This is a genomic window from Chromohalobacter sarecensis, assembly GCF_023061135.1.
Classification (GTDB): domain Bacteria; phylum Pseudomonadota; class Gammaproteobacteria; order Pseudomonadales; family Halomonadaceae; genus Chromohalobacter; species Chromohalobacter sarecensis.
Genome location: NZ_JAKGAN010000006.1, coordinates 17,621 through 32,463 on the forward strand (window position 1 = coordinate 17,621; position 14,843 = coordinate 32,463).

The following is a 14,843-nucleotide window of genomic DNA, read 5'->3' on the forward strand; positions in this document are numbered from 1 at the left end:
AGCGCTTTCTCAAGCACGCTCAATGATCAGCGGCGGGCGGCGATGCCAACACTTCGCGGGCCCCGTTGGTGCCCATCGACGACACGACACCCGCCGACTCCATGGTCTCGACCAGGCGCGCAGCCCGGTTGTAGCCGATCTTGAAGCGACGCTGCACCGCCGAGATCGAGGCACGACGTGACTCGGTGACGAATTGCACAGCTTCATCGTAGAGCGCGTCTCGCTCGGGATCGTTGCCTTCAGCACCTTCCGACTCGAGCCCCGCCAAAGCATCGGCCGAGACGCCTCCCGAGAGGATTTCATCGACGTATTCCGGCTCGCCGCGACGCTTCCAGTCCTCGACGACGCGGTGAACCTCATCGTCATCGACGAAGGCGCCGTGCACACGCGTTGGCATGCCGGCACCGGCCGGCAGATAAAGCATGTCGCCGTGACCGAGCAGGTTCTCCGCTCCGCCCTGGTCGAGGATGGTGCGTGAATCGACCCTGGAGGACACCTGAAACGCCATGCGCGTGGGAATATTCGCCTTGATCAGACCGGTCACTACGTCGACCGAGGGCCGCTGCGTGGCGAGAATCAAATGAATCCCCGCAGCACGAGCCTTTTGCGCCAGACGCGCGATCAGCTCTTCGACCTTCTTGCCGACGATCATGAACATGTCAGCGAATTCGTCGATCACGACCACGATGTAGGGCAGCTTCTCGAGCACCGGAGGCTGCTGATGCATCTCCCACGGCTGCGGCTCCCAAAGCGGATCGGCGACCTGAGCGCCATGACGCTCGGCCTCGTCGAGTTTGGCGTTGAAGCCCGCCAGATTACGTACGCCCATCGCTGCCATCAGCTTGTAGCGTCGCTCCATTTCCGCCACGCACCAGCGCAGCGCATTGGCGGCTTCCTTCATGTCGGTGACCACGGGCGCCAGCAAGTGCGGGATGCCATCGTAGACCGACAGCTCCAGCATCTTGGGGTCGACCATGATCATGCGCACCTCGTCCGGCGTCGCCTTGAGCAGCATCGAGATGAGCATGGCATTGACGCCCACGGACTTGCCCGAGCCGGTCGTCCCGGCCACCAGCAGGTGTGGCATCTTGTTGAGGTTGGCGACCACCGGGTTGCCGCCGATATCCTGCCCCAGCCCCATGGTGAGCGGAGAGTCGGCCTGCTGATAGACATCCGAGTCGAGCACTTCACGCAGCCGGATCATGGCGCGGTTGGGATTGGGAATCTCGATCCCCACCGTGGGGCGCCCGGGGATGATCTCCACCACGCGTACGCTCTTGACCATCAGCGAACGCGCCAGGTCCTTCGACAGGTTGCTGATCTTGGAGACCTTGACCCCGGCGGCGGGCTTGATCTCGAAGCGCGTGATCACCGGGCCTGGCCAGGTGTCGACGACCTCGGCCTTGACCCCGTACTCACGCAGCCGCGTCTCCAGAAGCTCGGCCATGTCGGCCAGTTGCTCATCGGTATAGTTGGGCTTTTGTTCACCGGTGGGCGTCAACAGTCGCAACGTAGGCAATGCCCCTTCGGGCTCGGTCGATGGAACGGCCTCGGGACGCTGGTTCTGTAAGTGCTCCACCGTCCACAATGCAGGCGCCTCGTCACCGTTCTCCGGCTCACTCATCGACGGCTCGGCAGCGCGCACGTCAGCGGTTTCCCCCGGCGCTCTTTCCATTTCACCACGCACCGGTGTCTGCGACGTGGCCGAGGGTTCGTCTGCAACGGCATCAGGCGCGGCGTCGGGAGTCACTGAGGAAGAAGCCGGCGACGCCACGGATGAACTATCTTCTGCGGCGTCGTCGTCCCAACTGATACGGGGACGCGTTTGCGCCGGCTCTTCTTCGGGAGTGGGCGCTTGCGGCGACGTAGAGTCTTCAGCAGACGTCGGCGAGGTGGCATTCGTCTCGCGCTCGGGGGGCGTGTGAGGCGTTGCCGCCTCAACGCCGTCATCGTCACGGCGTGCCTGGATGCCCCACTCACCGAGCGGTACATCGTCATCGTCGTCGGCCGTCAGCGGCTCCGGGATGGGCTCGGGAATACGCCGCCGGGTGACATCGGCACGCATCGCCGCTGCGGAGCTCGCATCCGTTTGAGACGGCGCCTGAGACGACGTTTCGGGCGCCTCCGAGGCGGGCGTCGTAGAGCGGGGTTCCTCGCTCTCGCCAGGCTCGTGGCGAGACGCATCATGCGACGCTGTGGAAGTGGCCGCATGGCGCTGTGGCGCTTCAGTGGTGGCGGAGGCCGCTATGCCATCGTCGCGCTCATCATCAGCACGTTGGCGGGCCGTATAAGCGGCATCCGGACGCTTGGCGGAGGGCGTGTGCTCGGGAACATCCCAGGGAATATCGGTCTTGCCGTCATTGCGCCACGCCGATGTCTCGACTGTGGGCTCGGCGGTCTCGAAGGACGGTTCCACACGGCGTTCACTGGTCGCCGCATACGACGGCTCTGCGGTCGCACCCGCCAGTTGAGGGGCACGCCGTGACGCCCGCCAGCGCTGCCACCACGAGGGGCGTTTTTCCTCAGCCGCTGGCGCCTCGTCTTCCTCCGGTGCCGCATCGGCCTCGGCGGCGTCCATGTCGTCATCGTCATAGGCATCGCGCCGCTGGGCTAGACGCTGCCGACTGCCGCGCCACTTGGCAACACTCCACGCTAGCAGGCGATACATACCACGCCCCAGTTCATCCATGACCGCCAGCCAGGTCATGCCGGTAAACAGGGTAAAGCCGCACATGAAGGCGACCAACGCCACCAGGGTGGTGCCCTGCACGTTGAGCAGCGGCTGTAGCGCGCCGACCAGGCCTTCGCCGAGAATACCGCCCGCCGCGTAGGGCAGTTCACTGTCGGGATGATAGAAATGCAGCGCCCCCAAGGTGGTCGTGCTCAGCAATAGAAGTACCAGGCCGCTAGTGCGTACCGAAAGCGCCGTCGGATCCCAGGCGATATTCACTTCCCGCGCACGCAGCATCCGCCAGGCCGCGAAGCCGAACATACCTGGCCACCACAAGGCGCTGGCGCCGAATAGCGAATACAGCACATCCGACAGCCACGCCCCGACGGGGCCCATCCAGTTATTGATCGTTTGATCGGGGCCACTGTGTGACCAGCCAGGATCCCCAGGCACATAGCTGAAAAGCGACAACAGGAGAAAGACACAGATGGCCAGCAGCACGATGGCCGCGCCTTCGCGCGTCACCCCCTGCAAATGCATCACGACCCGGCGTGCCTGCTCCTTGGCCTGGGACGCCGTTTGTCCGCGCTCGTTGCGTTTTCCATTGACACTCAAGTAACCATCCCCCCTTGCGCCACGTATGGCGAGGTCTAATGTTGCCGACACTGCCCGACGCGTGCCGTCCCTGTCATTCACGTGCGAGAGAACGGCTCGCATCTCATCCAATGAGCTTTTCTGGTTTGCCATCATACCCACCCCATGCGCTGCGTCACAGGGGAAAAACCACACCTCGCATTGTCGCGAAAGGGCGACGCCACGCGGCCGGGAGACGAAGCGGGTAGTTATCGATGCCGCACCTGGCGTACGCTGAAACTCCCCTTGGACGATATCAGCAGAGACGCGTACCCATGTTGCCTTGGCTACCTCCCCACCGGGTCGGCTTCCCACCCGTCGAACAAGCGTTACGCGAGCCTGACGGACTGCTTGCTGCCGGTGGCGGACTTTCCCCGGCCTGGCTGCGCTGCGCCTATCGACGCGGCATATTCCCATGGTTCGCCCCAGGTGAACCCATCCTGTGGTGGAGTCCCGACCCGCGCCTGGTGTTGTTCCCCGACGAGATCCACGTGCGCCGCAGCCTCGCCAAGCGTCTACGCAACGCTGGCTTCACGGTGACCTTCGACCACGCTTTCAGCACCGTCATCGACGCCTGCGCCGCCCCGCGCGATGACCACGCAGGCACCTGGATCACCCCGGAGATGCGTCATGCCTACTGCCGTTTGCATGCCGAAGGCGTTACCCATTCGGTGGAAGTATGGCGCGATGGCGAACTGGTCGGGGGACTCTACGGCATCGGGCTAGGCGGCGTATTCTTCGGCGAGTCGATGTTCAGCCGCGTCGCCGATGCGTCGAAAGTGGCTCTGGTGCATCTTGCCTGGCATATGGCGGCACACGGCGGGCGACTGATCGACTGCCAGGTGCATACGCCCCATCTGGCCAGTCTTGGCGCACGCAGCATCGCCCGCTCAACGTTCATCGACTATCTTGACCAGTATGCGGAGGGCTACGGGTCACCGATGCCGTGGCCATCCTCTACGCCCAATCATTTCCCAGTCGAAGAGCCAAAGCTAACGTGAGCAGCAACACGCCGTCCCAACTCACGCGAGATCTACGTTTCTTCCTCACGGTCCCGCATGGATGCAGCTATCTACCGGACCGCGAGGCGACCACGCTATTTCTGGACCCTCAGGAACAGCCCGGTCAAGGCGTCTACGACGCGCTGTCGTTGCTGGGCTTTCGGCGCAGTGGCCGACATCTCTATCGCCCACACTGCGAGGGGTGCCGGGCTTGCATTTCGGTGCGTATCCCGGTGCAAGACTTCGCCGCCTCCCGCACGCAGCGCAAGCTGATGTCACGCAATGCCGACCTCGAAACACGCATACGACCGGCGGCTTTTCACGAAGAACATTATGCGCTTTACGCACGTTACATTCGCACCCGCCACGCCGATGGCGACATGTTCCCGCCCAGCCACGAGCAATACCGTACCTTCCTGACCCTAGATCACCCCTACGCACGCTTGATCGAATTTCGTCTCGAAGGCCAACTGCTTGCCGTCGCGGCGACGGACCTGCTGAGCCATGGCGTGTCGGCGATCTACACCTTCTTCGACCCAGGCCTGGAATTCCAGCGCCGCTCTCTCGGCACCTACTCGATTCTTCATCAGATCGAACTGGCGCGCCGGCTCGAACTCCCCCACGTCTACCTCGGCTACTGGATTCGTCAGTCTCGCAAGATGCGCTACAAGCAGGATTTTCAGCCTCTAGAATACCTCGATGGCCGACATTGGCGGCGCCGAATCCCCCTGACCAATACTCCCTTGTCATAACGATAGCGCAAGATCATGCACATGATTTTTGCCTTAACCCTCGGCATGCGGCAGAATATCGGGCTATCTTCAAAACCGATGCTGGCCACGGTCGGCAATGAGTGTCGGCAACGGCAACGCAAACCGTGGCGCACTGTCGAAGAAGCTTTCAACGCAATACGAGGAAACGCCTAATATGGCACGTGAAGACCATATTGAAATGGAAGGTGTCGTGGTCGATACCCTTCCCAACACCACGTTCCGAGTCGAACTGGAAAACGGTCACGTCGTGACGGCCCACATCTCCGGCAAAATGCGCAAGAACTATATCCGCATTCTGACCGGCGACAAGGTCAAGGTCGAGCTGACCCCGTACGATCTTTCAAAGGGTCGCATCGTCTACCGCGCCCGCTGAGCCACCCTCACGGCGCACTCGCGCTGTTGGCCTGTCACTGCGCCCCACGAAAAACGCCCCGTCATGACGACAGGGCGTGAAGCGTGCGGCGTTACGGGTGTGAATATGGGGGCGAGTAGAGCGGCCGCTCAGACCACGGCCGCCTCCGTCTCCAGGTGTAGCTCGCCTTCCTCGAGGGTGACATGCACGACACCGCCGTGCTCGGCGAGATCGCCGAACAGAATCATCTCGGCAAGCGGCTTCTTGAGCTTCTCCTGGATGACACGTGCCATCGGGCGCGCCCCCATTTCCGGATCGTAGCCCTCCTCGGCAAGCCAGGCTCGCGCCGATTCGTCGACATCCAGCTGAACGCGTTTCTCGTCGAGTTGCGCCTGTAGTTCGACCAGGAACTTGTCGACCACGTTGCGCACCACCGAGGGCGCCAAACCGTGGAACTGGATGATGCCATCCAGGCGGTTGCGGAACTCGGGCGAGAAGGTCTTGCGCAGCACCTCCATGCCATCCGTGGAGTGATCCTGAGTCTGGAAGCCGATGGAGCGACGCGCAATCTGCTCAGCCCCGGCATTCGACGTCATGATCACGATCACATGGCGGAAGTCGGCCTCGCGGCCGTTGTTGTCCGTCAAGCGACCATGATCCATGACCTGCAGCAGCAGGTTGAAGACCTCGGGGTGCGCCTTCTCGATCTCGTCGAGCAGCAGCACGCAATGTGGCTGCTTGGTGATCGCCTCGGTCAGCAAGCCGCCTTGGTCGTATCCCACATAGCCAGGAGGCGCGCCGATCAGACGCGATACCGTGTGGCGCTCCATGTACTCGGACATATCGAAGCGCACCAGCTCGATGCCCATCAACTGCGACAACTGGCGTGCCACCTCGGTCTTGCCGACGCCGGTCGGCCCCGAGAACAGGAAGCTTCCCACCGGCTTGTCGGGCGATTTCAGCCCCGCACGCGATAGCTTGATCGCCGCCGAGAGGCTGGTGATGGCTTCATCCTGGCCGAACACCAGCATCTTGAGATCGCGCTCGAGATTCGACAGCAGCGTGCGATCCGAGCTGGAAACGCTCTTCGGCGGAATCCGCGCAATGGAGGCGACCACCGCCTCGACCTGATCGACATCGATGGTCGAGACACGCATTTCCGGCGGCAACAACCGCTGATGCGCCCCCGCTTCGTCAATCACATCGATGGCTTTGTCCGGCAGGAAACGATCGTTGATATAACGATCCGCCAGGCGTACTGCGCTATCCAGCGCCCCATCGGTGTACTTGAGCGCATGATGCTCCTCGAAGCGCCCACGCAATCCCTTGAGGATGCGAATGGTGTCGTCCACCGTCGGCTCGGGCACGTCGACTTTCTGGAAGCGCCGCGCCAGGGCACGATCCTTTTCGAAGATGCCGCGATATTCCTGGAAGGTGGTCGAGCCGATGCAGCGCAGCTCGCCCGAAGACAACAACGGCTTGAGCAGGTTGGAGGCATCCATGACGCCGCCCGATGCTGCGCCGGCACCGATCACGGTATGAATCTCGTCGATGAACAAGATCGAGTTAGGCTGTTTGCGCAACTCGGCCAGCAGCCCCTTGAGCCGCTTCTCGAAGTCCCCCCGGTACTTGGTGCCGGCCAGCAAGGTCCCCATGTCCAGCGAGTAGACGACACCATCGCTGATCACATCGGGAACATCTTCCTCGACGATCCGCTTGGCCAACCCTTCGGCGATGGCGGTCTTGCCGACACCCGCCTCGCCCACCAGCAGCGGATTGTTCTTGCGCCGCCGCGCGAGGATCTGAATCACACGCTCGAGCTCCTGATCGCGCCCGATCAGCGGGTCGATCTTGCCCAAGCGGGCCTGCTCGTTGAGATTGGTGGCATAGCCCGTCAGCGGATGAGGGCTTCCCTCAGACACGCCCTCTTCGGCCTCTTCACTACTTTCGTGCGAGGAGGGAGACTGGCCATGCCCGGCGACCTTGGAAATGCCATGCGCGATGTAATTCACCGCATCGACGCGCGCCACATTCTGCTGTTTGAGGAAGTAGACGGCCTGGCTTTCCTGCTCGGAGAAAATCGCCACCAGGACGTTGGCCCCCGTGACTTCCGATTTCCCCGAGGATTGCACATGGAAGACGGCACGCTGCAGTACGCGCTGGAAACCCAGCGTGGGCTGCGTTTCACGATCTTCCTGATCGTCGGGAATCAACGGGGTGGTGGAATTGATGAAGTCCTGCAGATCGGCGCGCAGCTTTTCAAGATTGGCGCCGCAGGCTCGCAACACATCGGCTGCGGAGGCATTGTCCAACAACGCCAGCAGCAGGTGTTCCACGGTCATGAACTCATGGCGCTTGGATCGCGCCACGGTAAAGGCCGTGTTCAGGGTGAGTTCAAGTTCTTTGCTCAACATGGCAATCCCCTCTTAGCCGCCTATGGCGTCTGTCGGCACTTTCACAATCGGGCACAAACAGAGGTTATGCAAGTGCTTCCTTGGACCACGATTTAACGCAGCAGTGCCGTCTCAGTCCGCCTCGTCGATATCGCACAGTAACGGATGCTGGCATTCGCGTGCGTAATCGTTGACTTGATGACATTTGGTTTCCGCGATATCACGGGTGAAGATGCCGCAGGTCGCCTTGCCATGCGTATGCACGACGAGCATGATCTGCACGGCTTTCTCCCGCTCCAACGCAAAGAAGGTTTGCAGCACCTCAACGACGAACTCCATGGGAGTGAAATCATCGTTGTGCAGCACAACCTTATACATCGGCGGCTTGGCCAGCTCCGGGTCCGCCGATTGGACCGATACGTCGCCCTCCGGGTCTTCGTGGGGATCCTCGCCGGGCGGTCGCGTCATGCCAAGGATGACTCCCGCGTCAGGCGTTCGAGATACGAATGGGCTTACTGATTCAAACATAGATGGAAATGTCCGTAAGTGCGCGCCGGATAGGCAGGACGACGCTCCCGAAGGCAAGCACCGCTGCCTATCGCCGGTTCATTCAATGTGCGGTCGGCAGGGCATGGATGCAAGGTAGGTGCCACGAAAAAGCCCATGCCCTGGCAGCGTTAAGTATGGCATCGCGCCCCGCCTGCGGAGTAGGCTTTGCCTATAGTCGCCGCTTGTCGAAAGGTCCGAGACCGCCCATGAGTTCGCTTTACCTGCTGCATAAACCTTATCAAATGCTCTCGCAGTTTACCGATACGCAAGGCAGGGCAACGCTCGCCAACGTCATCGACGTCCCCGATATATACCCCGCCGGGCGTCTCGATTACGACTCGGAGGGCCTGCTCCTGCTGACCGACGACGGCGCCCTGGCGCACCGCATCAGCCATCCGCGCCACAAGCAACCCAAAACCTACTGGGTGCAGGTCGAGGGCGACCCCGAGGAGGCGGCCCTGCATGCACTTCGCAGCGGTATCACGCTGAAGGATGGCCCGACGCGTCCCGCCCAGGTGCAACGCCTCGAGGCGTCCGGTATCGCAGGCATCGCTCCGCGCCAGCCGCCGGTACGCCACCGCGACGCCATTCCCACGGCCTGGCTCGAGATCGTCCTCGGCGAAGGCCGCAACCGACAGGTACGCCGCATGACCGCGCATGTCGGCTACCCTACACTACGTCTGATTCGCGTCGCCATCGGCGCCTGGCGCCTCGACGATCTGGCACCGGGCACCTGGCGCAAAGAGATCCTTCATGCTCCGCGCCGCAAGGCCTCTATGCCGGCCAGGCGCCACCGGAGTCGTCGATGAGTCGTTGGACACCCCACGTCACCGTGGCCAGCGTCGTCGAGCGCGCCGGCCGTTACCTCCTCGTCGAGGAGGATAAGGGCGGCCCGTTCAGCCTCTTCAACCAGCCCGCCGGCCACCTCGAACCCGGTGAGCGCCTGACCCAGGCCGCCGAACGCGAAACCCGCGAGGAAGCCGCCTGGCACATCACGTTGACCGGCTATCTGGGGCTTTATGTGTATACCGCGCCCGATGAGGTGACGTTTCACAGCCATGCCTTTGTGGGTATTCCCCTAGCGCACCTGGGTAATACGCTGGACAGCGGCATCGTCGCCGCGCATTGGCTCACGCTCGACGAAATCGAGGCACTGGAGCGTGCGCACCGTCTGCGCAGTCCGCTGGTGCTCAAGCGCATTCGCGACGCCATCGCCGGCCCCCAATTTCCGCTCGATGTGATTCACGAACGCTGATGGCTCACTTCACACGCGCTGATGGCTCACTTCACACGCGCTGATGGCTCAATTCACGAGCGCTGATGGCTCAAGCTCGAAGCACGAAGCCGGTTTCAGGTATAATAGCGCCCCGAACATCAATCCATCCTCAACCCATTCGAGAGTGACCATGTCTCACGCTACGGAATCCTCCACCACGGGGGCCGCTACCGCGTGCAAAGTCATCGTCGGCATGTCGGGCGGCGTCGACTCGTCCGTGACCGCCCTCGTCCTGCTGGAGCAGGGCTACGAGGTCGAAGGCCTGTTCATGAAGAACTGGGACGAGGACGACGGCACCGAGTACTGCACCGCCAAGGATGATCTTGCCGACGCCCAGGCCGTGTGCGACAAGCTCGGCATTCGGCTGCACACCGCGAACTTCGCCGCCGAGTACTGGGATAACGTCTTCGAACATTTTCTCGCCGAGTACAAGGCAGGCCGGACGCCCAACCCGGATATCCTTTGCAACCGCGAGATCAAGTTCAAGGTGTTCCTCGAATACGCCGAAATGCTCGGCGCCGAACGCATCGCCACCGGGCATTACGTGCGCAACGCCGAGCGCGACGGTCACGTGCGCCTGCTCAAGGGCCTGGATGCCAACAAGGACCAGAGCTACTTCCTGCACGCCGTGCCGGAAGTCGCCATCGCACGTACGCTGTTCCCGGTCGGTGAGATGGATAAAAGCGAGGTCCGCGCCATCGCCGAGCGCCATGGCCTGGCCACCGCGCGCAAGAAAGATTCCACCGGTATCTGCTTCATCGGCGAGCGCCGCTTCGGCGACTTCCTGAAGCAGTACCTGCCCGCGCAGCCCGGCACGATCGAAACGCCCGAGGGCGAGGTCATCGGCGAGCACATGGGGCTGATGTATTACACCCTCGGCCAGCGCCAGGGCCTGGGCATCGGCGGGCTGCCCAACCATCCCGACGCGCCTTGGTACGTGGCCGCCAAGGACCTCGAACGTAACGTCCTAGTCGCCGTGCAGGGCAAGCACCATCCGCTGTTGTACACCGACAGCCTGAGTACCGAGCCCGTGGAATGGGTCGCCGGACAGCCGCCGGCACCGCAGGCACGTCTCCAGGCCAAGACCCGCTACCGTCAGCAGGACGTCACCTGTCAGGTGCGCGTGCTCGAGGACGGCGGTGTCGAAGCATTCTTCGACGATCCCCAGCGCGCCGTCACGCCGGGCCAGTCGCTGGTGCTCTACGAAGATGATATCTGCCTGGGCGGCGGCGTCATTCGCGAGACATGGAACCGACACGCGCGCCAAGGAGACAACGCCGCATGACGCCCACCCCGATCCAAAGCGCACCACAAAGCGCCGTCGCTCGCCAGGCGCTGGCATTAGCCGGCGTCTTCCAGGCCGCCGCCGTGGTCGATGAGATGGCACGTACCGGGCAGTGCGACGAACGCGCCTGGAACACGCTGCTTCATGCCACGCTGGAGACTAATCCGGAAAGCTTCGCGGCCATCTACGGCGGTCACCACAACAACCTGCGCCTGGGCATTGATACCCTCAGCGCAGTGATGGATCGCCAGCGCAACGATCCCGCCGTGATGCGTTACGGCTTCTCGCTGGTGCTGCTGATGCAGAAGCTGCGCAAGGACGATGCCATGCTGGCCTCGCTGGGAGAGCGCCTGACGCGCGTTCAGGGCCAGGCCGAGCACTTCGGCGAGACGCATGAAAACGTGATCGCCAGCCTCGGTCAGCTCTACCAGGACACGCTGTCCACGTTTCGTTACCGCATCGTCGTGCAGGGCGATCCCAGCTTGCTGCAAAGCCGGATGATGCCCGAACGCGTGCGCGCCGCCTTGCTGACCGGCGTACGCTTCGCCCTGCTCTGGCACCAGCAAGGCGGCCGCCGCTGGAAGCTGTTGCTTCAGCGTCAGTCCATCAAGAAATCACTCAATGCCCTCGACGACCGCTGACGGTCTTCGCCGCGCGATTCGATTCACGACTCGGAAGACGACATCCATGCAACTTTCCGCTCTCACCGCCCTATCCCCCGTCGATGGTCGCTATGGCGCCAAGGCCGTCGCCTTGCGCGAGCATTTCAGCGAGTACGGCCTGATTCGTGCCCGCGTAACCGTCGAAGTCCGCTGGCTGGAGCGCCTCGCCGCGCATCCACAGATTGCCGAAGTCCCGCCGCTATCGGCACAGGCCACGGCCTTCCTCGGCCAACTGGTGAGTGAGTTTTCGGTCGCCGACGCCGAGCGCATCAAGGAGATCGAGCGCACCACCAACCATGACGTCAAGGCGGTGGAATACTTCCTGAAGGAAAAGGTCACCGACTTCCCGGAACTGCATGCGATCACCGAGTTCATCCACTTCGCCTGCACCAGCGAGGACATCAACAACCTCTCCCACGGGGTGATGCTGCGTGGTGGTCTCGACACCTTGCTGCCCACGCTGCGTGAGATCGTCACCGCGGTCGAGCATCTGGCCCATGAGCACGCCGCGCAACCCATGCTCTCGCGCACCCACGGCCAGACCGCCAGCCCCACCACGCTGGGCAAGGAAATGGCCAACGTGGCGTATCGCCTGCGCCGCCAGCTCAAGCAGATCGAGGCCGCCGAGATCCTCGGCAAGATCAACGGCGCGGTGGGCAACTACAACGCTCATCTCACCACCTATCCGGAAATCGACTGGGTCGCCAACGCCCGCACCTTCGTCGAAGGACTGGGGCTGAGTTTCAACCCCTACACCACGCAGATCGAACCGCACGACTACATCGCCGAGCTGTTCGACGCCATCGCGCGCTTCAACACCATCTTGATCGACTTCGATCGCGACGTCTGGGGCTATATCTCGCTGGGTTACTTCAAGCAGAAGACCGTCGAGGGCGAGATCGGCTCCTCGACCATGCCGCACAAGGTCAATCCCATCGATTTCGAGAACTCCGAGGGCAACCTCGGGCTCTCCAACGCCCTGCTCGGCCATCTCGCCGAGAAGCTGCCAATTTCCCGCTGGCAACGCGACCTGACCGATTCCACGGTGCTGCGCAACCTCGGCGTGGGGCTGGCGTACGGCCTGATCGCTTATCAAGCCACACTCAAGGGCGTCAGCAAGCTGGAAGCCAACCCGGCCCGCCTCGACGAGGATCTCGATCAAAACTGGGAAGTCCTCGCCGAGCCGATCCAGACCGTGATGCGCCGCTACGGAATCGAAAAGCCCTATGAAAAGCTCAAGACCCTGACGCGCGGCAAGCGGGTCGACCAGGCCGGATTCGCGGCCTTCATCGACTCTCTGGAACTGCCCGACGACGTCAAGACCGAACTCAAGGCGCTGTCCCCGGCGGCCTACATCGGCAATGCCGCCGAACAAGCGCGCGGACTGTAGGCTGGAAGCTGGAAGCTGGAAGCTGGAAGCTGGAAGCTGGAAGCTGGAAGCTGGAAGGCAGCATGAACTCGCCGCCCAAGGCATCAAGTCTTTTCTTCCAGCTTCACGATATGGCCCGATTGTTCATTCATCCCTTTCGAGTCCCAAAATCTTTATGTCAACCGATACGCCCCTCGCGATACTCGGCGGTTTGACCGCCGCCGAGTTTCTGCATGACTACTGGCAGAAAAAACCGCTGCTGATTCGCGGCGCCTTCGCCGATTTCGAGTCACCGCTCGCACCGGAGGAACTCGCTGGCTTGGCCTGCGAAGACGGCATCGAGGCCCGGCTTGTCGAGGCAAATGGTCCCGACAAGCCGTGGCAAGTCAGCCACGGGCCTTTCGATGATGCCACCTTCGCACGCCTGCCCGACCAGGAATGGACCCTGCTGGTCCAGGCCGTCGATCATTACGTGCCCCAAGTAGCAGCGCTACTCGAAGCCTTCGACTTCCTGCCGCGCTGGCGCCTCGACGACGTCATGGTCAGCTACGCGTCACCCCAGGGCAGTGTCGGCCCGCATGTCGATAGCTATGATGTCTTCCTGCTCCAGGGCAGCGGTCAGCGTCGCTGGCAACTCGGCGGCGAGCAGCCCGACGATGCCCCCATCGTCTCGGGCCTCGACCTGCGCATGCTCGAACGCTTCGAGGTCACCCCCGGCGAGGACTGGGTGCTCGAACCCGGCGACATGCTGTATCTGCCGCCGCGCATCGCTCATCACGGCGTTAGCCAGAGCGCCGACTGCATGACCTATTCGATCGGCTTTCGCGCGCCGTCCACCGACGAGATCATCACTTCGTTCGCCGACTATCTCGGTGAAATGCAGCCCGACACCTCACGCTACACCGACCCGGACCTGCGCCCCATCGAACACGCCGGCCATCTCGATGACGACGCCATCGCGCGCCTGCGCACCTTGATGCTCTCGGTGATCGACGACCCTGAGCAGATGACGCAATGGTTCGGGCGGGTGATGACCCAGCCCAAGTATGCCGACCAGCTCGCGCCTCTCGAGACGCCACTCGGCAGCGATGCCATCGCCGAGGCGCTGGCACAAGGGCACTACCTGGAACGTGCCCTGGGCTCGCGCTTCGCGTTTCACGAAGATAACGGCCACACCACGCTGTTCGCGGATGGCGACGGCCATGCCTGCCCGCCAGGGCTCGCGCGGCTGCTGGCCGATACCACGCCGCTGCATGCCGCCACACTGGCCTCACACCTGGACGACCAGGCCCTGACACTGCTCGCCGAGCTGGTCAATCATGGCAGCCTCCACTGGCAAGACGAGACGCAGGAAGACGAAACTCAGGAAGACGGCGATGAGTGAGTGGCAGGTCACCAGCGGCGATTGGCAAACGCTGGGCTCGGCGTGCAGCGCGATCCGCAAGGTCGTATTCATCGAGGAGCAAAGCGTCCCCCAGGCGGAAGAATGGGATGGCCGCGACCCGCAATGTCTGCATTTCTTGCTGCATGTCGAGGACCGCGCCGTGGGCACGGCGCGCCTCTTGCCGGACGGCCATATCGGTCGCGTGGCAATCCTCGAGGAAGCGCGCGGCCAGGGGCTTGGCCTGTATCTGATGGAAGCGACGCTGGTGGCGGCCCGCGAAGCCGGCCACCACGCCGTGCATCTGGACGCACAGACCTACGCGATCCCCTTCTACGAACGTCTAGGCTTTATCGCCCATGGCGATGAATTCCTCGATGCCAATATCCCTCATTACCATATGAGCCTGCATTTTCAATAACGTGCTTTTTCAATAAGTTGTCTCGGACCTTTCTCACCTCTCGGAAAAACACTACATGACGCCGCGTGATTCAGGCG

The 14,843-nt window shown here is 62.6% G+C and carries 13 protein-coding genes; 10 read left to right on the plus strand and 3 right to left on the minus strand.

Features of this window, described 5'->3' with window-relative positions:
* Positions 1–19 precede the first annotated feature (19 nt).
* On the minus strand, positions 20–3,286 hold the full coding sequence (locus tag L1071_RS10610) for a DNA translocase FtsK (protein ID WP_378109681.1): 3,267 nt from the start codon (positions 3,284–3,286) through the stop codon (positions 20–22).
* Positions 3,287–3,579: 293 nt separating this feature from the next.
* On the opposite strand from L1071_RS10610, the gene aat reads away from it, so the two are divergent.
* From aat to infA, 3 genes are all read left to right on the plus strand, one after another.
* Positions 3,580–4,305, plus strand: coding sequence for a leucyl/phenylalanyl-tRNA--protein transferase (aat, locus tag L1071_RS10615; protein WP_246974527.1), 726 nt, complete (start codon positions 3,580–3,582; stop codon positions 4,303–4,305).
* On the plus strand, positions 4,302–5,057 hold the full coding sequence (locus L1071_RS10620) for an arginyltransferase (RefSeq protein ID WP_246974530.1): 756 nt from the start codon (positions 4,302–4,304) through the stop codon (positions 5,055–5,057). The genes aat and L1071_RS10620 overlap by 4 nt, the downstream gene beginning before the upstream one ends.
* A gap of 175 nt (positions 5,058–5,232) precedes the next feature.
* A complete protein-coding gene (infA, locus tag L1071_RS10625; RefSeq protein WP_246900576.1) occupies positions 5,233–5,451 on the plus strand; it encodes a translation initiation factor IF-1 in 219 nt (72 codons plus the stop codon).
* Between the two features lie 128 nt (positions 5,452–5,579).
* On the opposite strand, the gene clpA is transcribed toward infA, so the two are convergent.
* The gene (gene clpA / locus L1071_RS10630) at positions 5,580–7,844 is read right to left on the minus strand and encodes an ATP-dependent Clp protease ATP-binding subunit ClpA (protein ID WP_246974533.1); all 2,265 of its coding nucleotides are present in this window, start codon (positions 7,842–7,844) and stop codon (positions 5,580–5,582) included.
* 111 nt (positions 7,845–7,955) lie between these two features.
* On the minus strand, positions 7,956–8,291 hold the full coding sequence (gene clpS, locus L1071_RS10635; RefSeq protein ID WP_246974536.1) for an ATP-dependent Clp protease adapter ClpS: 336 nt from the start codon (positions 8,289–8,291) through the stop codon (positions 7,956–7,958).
* A 287-nt stretch (positions 8,292–8,578) separates the two neighbouring features.
* Here clpS and L1071_RS10640 point away from each other — a divergent pair, with 287 nt between their 5' ends.
* From L1071_RS10640 to L1071_RS10670, 7 genes are all read left to right on the plus strand, one after another.
* Positions 8,579–9,181, plus strand: coding sequence for a pseudouridine synthase (locus L1071_RS10640; RefSeq protein WP_246974538.1), 603 nt, complete (start codon positions 8,579–8,581; stop codon positions 9,179–9,181).
* The gene (locus L1071_RS10645; protein WP_246974540.1) at positions 9,178–9,627 is read left to right on the plus strand and encodes an NUDIX hydrolase; all 450 of its coding nucleotides are present in this window, start codon (positions 9,178–9,180) and stop codon (positions 9,625–9,627) included. The genes L1071_RS10640 and L1071_RS10645 overlap by 4 nt, the downstream gene beginning before the upstream one ends.
* Positions 9,628–9,778: 151 nt before the next feature.
* On the plus strand, positions 9,779–10,933 hold the full coding sequence (gene mnmA / locus L1071_RS10650) for a tRNA 2-thiouridine(34) synthase MnmA (protein WP_246974542.1): 1,155 nt from the start codon (positions 9,779–9,781) through the stop codon (positions 10,931–10,933).
* Positions 10,930–11,574 (plus strand): high frequency lysogenization protein HflD, encoded by a 645-nt coding sequence (gene hflD, locus L1071_RS10655; RefSeq protein ID WP_246900519.1) that lies wholly within the window; start codon positions 10,930–10,932, stop codon positions 11,572–11,574. The genes mnmA and hflD overlap by 4 nt, the downstream gene beginning before the upstream one ends.
* Before the next feature lie 46 nt (positions 11,575–11,620).
* Positions 11,621–12,985 carry an adenylosuccinate lyase gene (purB, locus tag L1071_RS10660; protein ID WP_246974544.1) on the plus strand — a complete coding sequence of 455 codons (1,365 nt, stop codon included), beginning with the start codon at positions 11,621–11,623 and terminating at the stop codon, positions 12,983–12,985.
* A gap of 154 nt (positions 12,986–13,139) precedes the next feature.
* A complete protein-coding gene (locus L1071_RS10665; protein WP_246974546.1) occupies positions 13,140–14,348 on the plus strand; it encodes a ribosomal protein uL16 3-hydroxylase in 1,209 nt (402 codons plus the stop codon).
* On the plus strand, positions 14,341–14,766 hold the full coding sequence (locus L1071_RS10670) for a GNAT family N-acetyltransferase (protein ID WP_246974548.1): 426 nt from the start codon (positions 14,341–14,343) through the stop codon (positions 14,764–14,766). The genes L1071_RS10665 and L1071_RS10670 overlap by 8 nt, the downstream gene beginning before the upstream one ends.
* Positions 14,767–14,843 lie beyond the last annotated feature (77 nt).

Bases quoted from the DNA above. Each gene is read 5' to 3' on its own strand.
- L1071_RS10640 (WP_246974538.1), top strand. From the start codon at position 8,579: ATGAGTTCGCTTTACCTGCTGCATAAACCTTATCAAATGCTCTCGCAG.
- L1071_RS10665 (WP_246974546.1), top strand. From the start codon at position 13,140: ATGTCAACCGATACGCCCCTCGCGATACTCGGCGGTTTGACCGCCGCC.
- infA (WP_246900576.1), top strand. From the start codon at position 5,233: ATGGCACGTGAAGACCATATTGAAATGGAAGGTGTCGTGGTCGATACC.
- L1071_RS10645 (WP_246974540.1), top strand. From the start codon at position 9,178: ATGAGTCGTTGGACACCCCACGTCACCGTGGCCAGCGTCGTCGAGCGC.
- hflD (WP_246900519.1), top strand. From the start codon at position 10,930: ATGACGCCCACCCCGATCCAAAGCGCACCACAAAGCGCCGTCGCTCGC.
- L1071_RS10670 (WP_246974548.1), top strand. From the start codon at position 14,341: ATGAGTGAGTGGCAGGTCACCAGCGGCGATTGGCAAACGCTGGGCTCG.
- clpA (WP_246974533.1), bottom strand. From the start codon at position 7,844: ATGTTGAGCAAAGAACTTGAACTCACCCTGAACACGGCCTTTACCGTG.
- mnmA (WP_246974542.1), top strand. From the start codon at position 9,779: ATGTCTCACGCTACGGAATCCTCCACCACGGGGGCCGCTACCGCGTGC.
- purB (WP_246974544.1), top strand. From the start codon at position 11,621: ATGCAACTTTCCGCTCTCACCGCCCTATCCCCCGTCGATGGTCGCTAT.
- aat (WP_246974527.1), top strand. From the start codon at position 3,580: ATGTTGCCTTGGCTACCTCCCCACCGGGTCGGCTTCCCACCCGTCGAA.
- clpS (WP_246974536.1), bottom strand. From the start codon at position 8,291: ATGACGCGACCGCCCGGCGAGGATCCCCACGAAGACCCGGAGGGCGAC.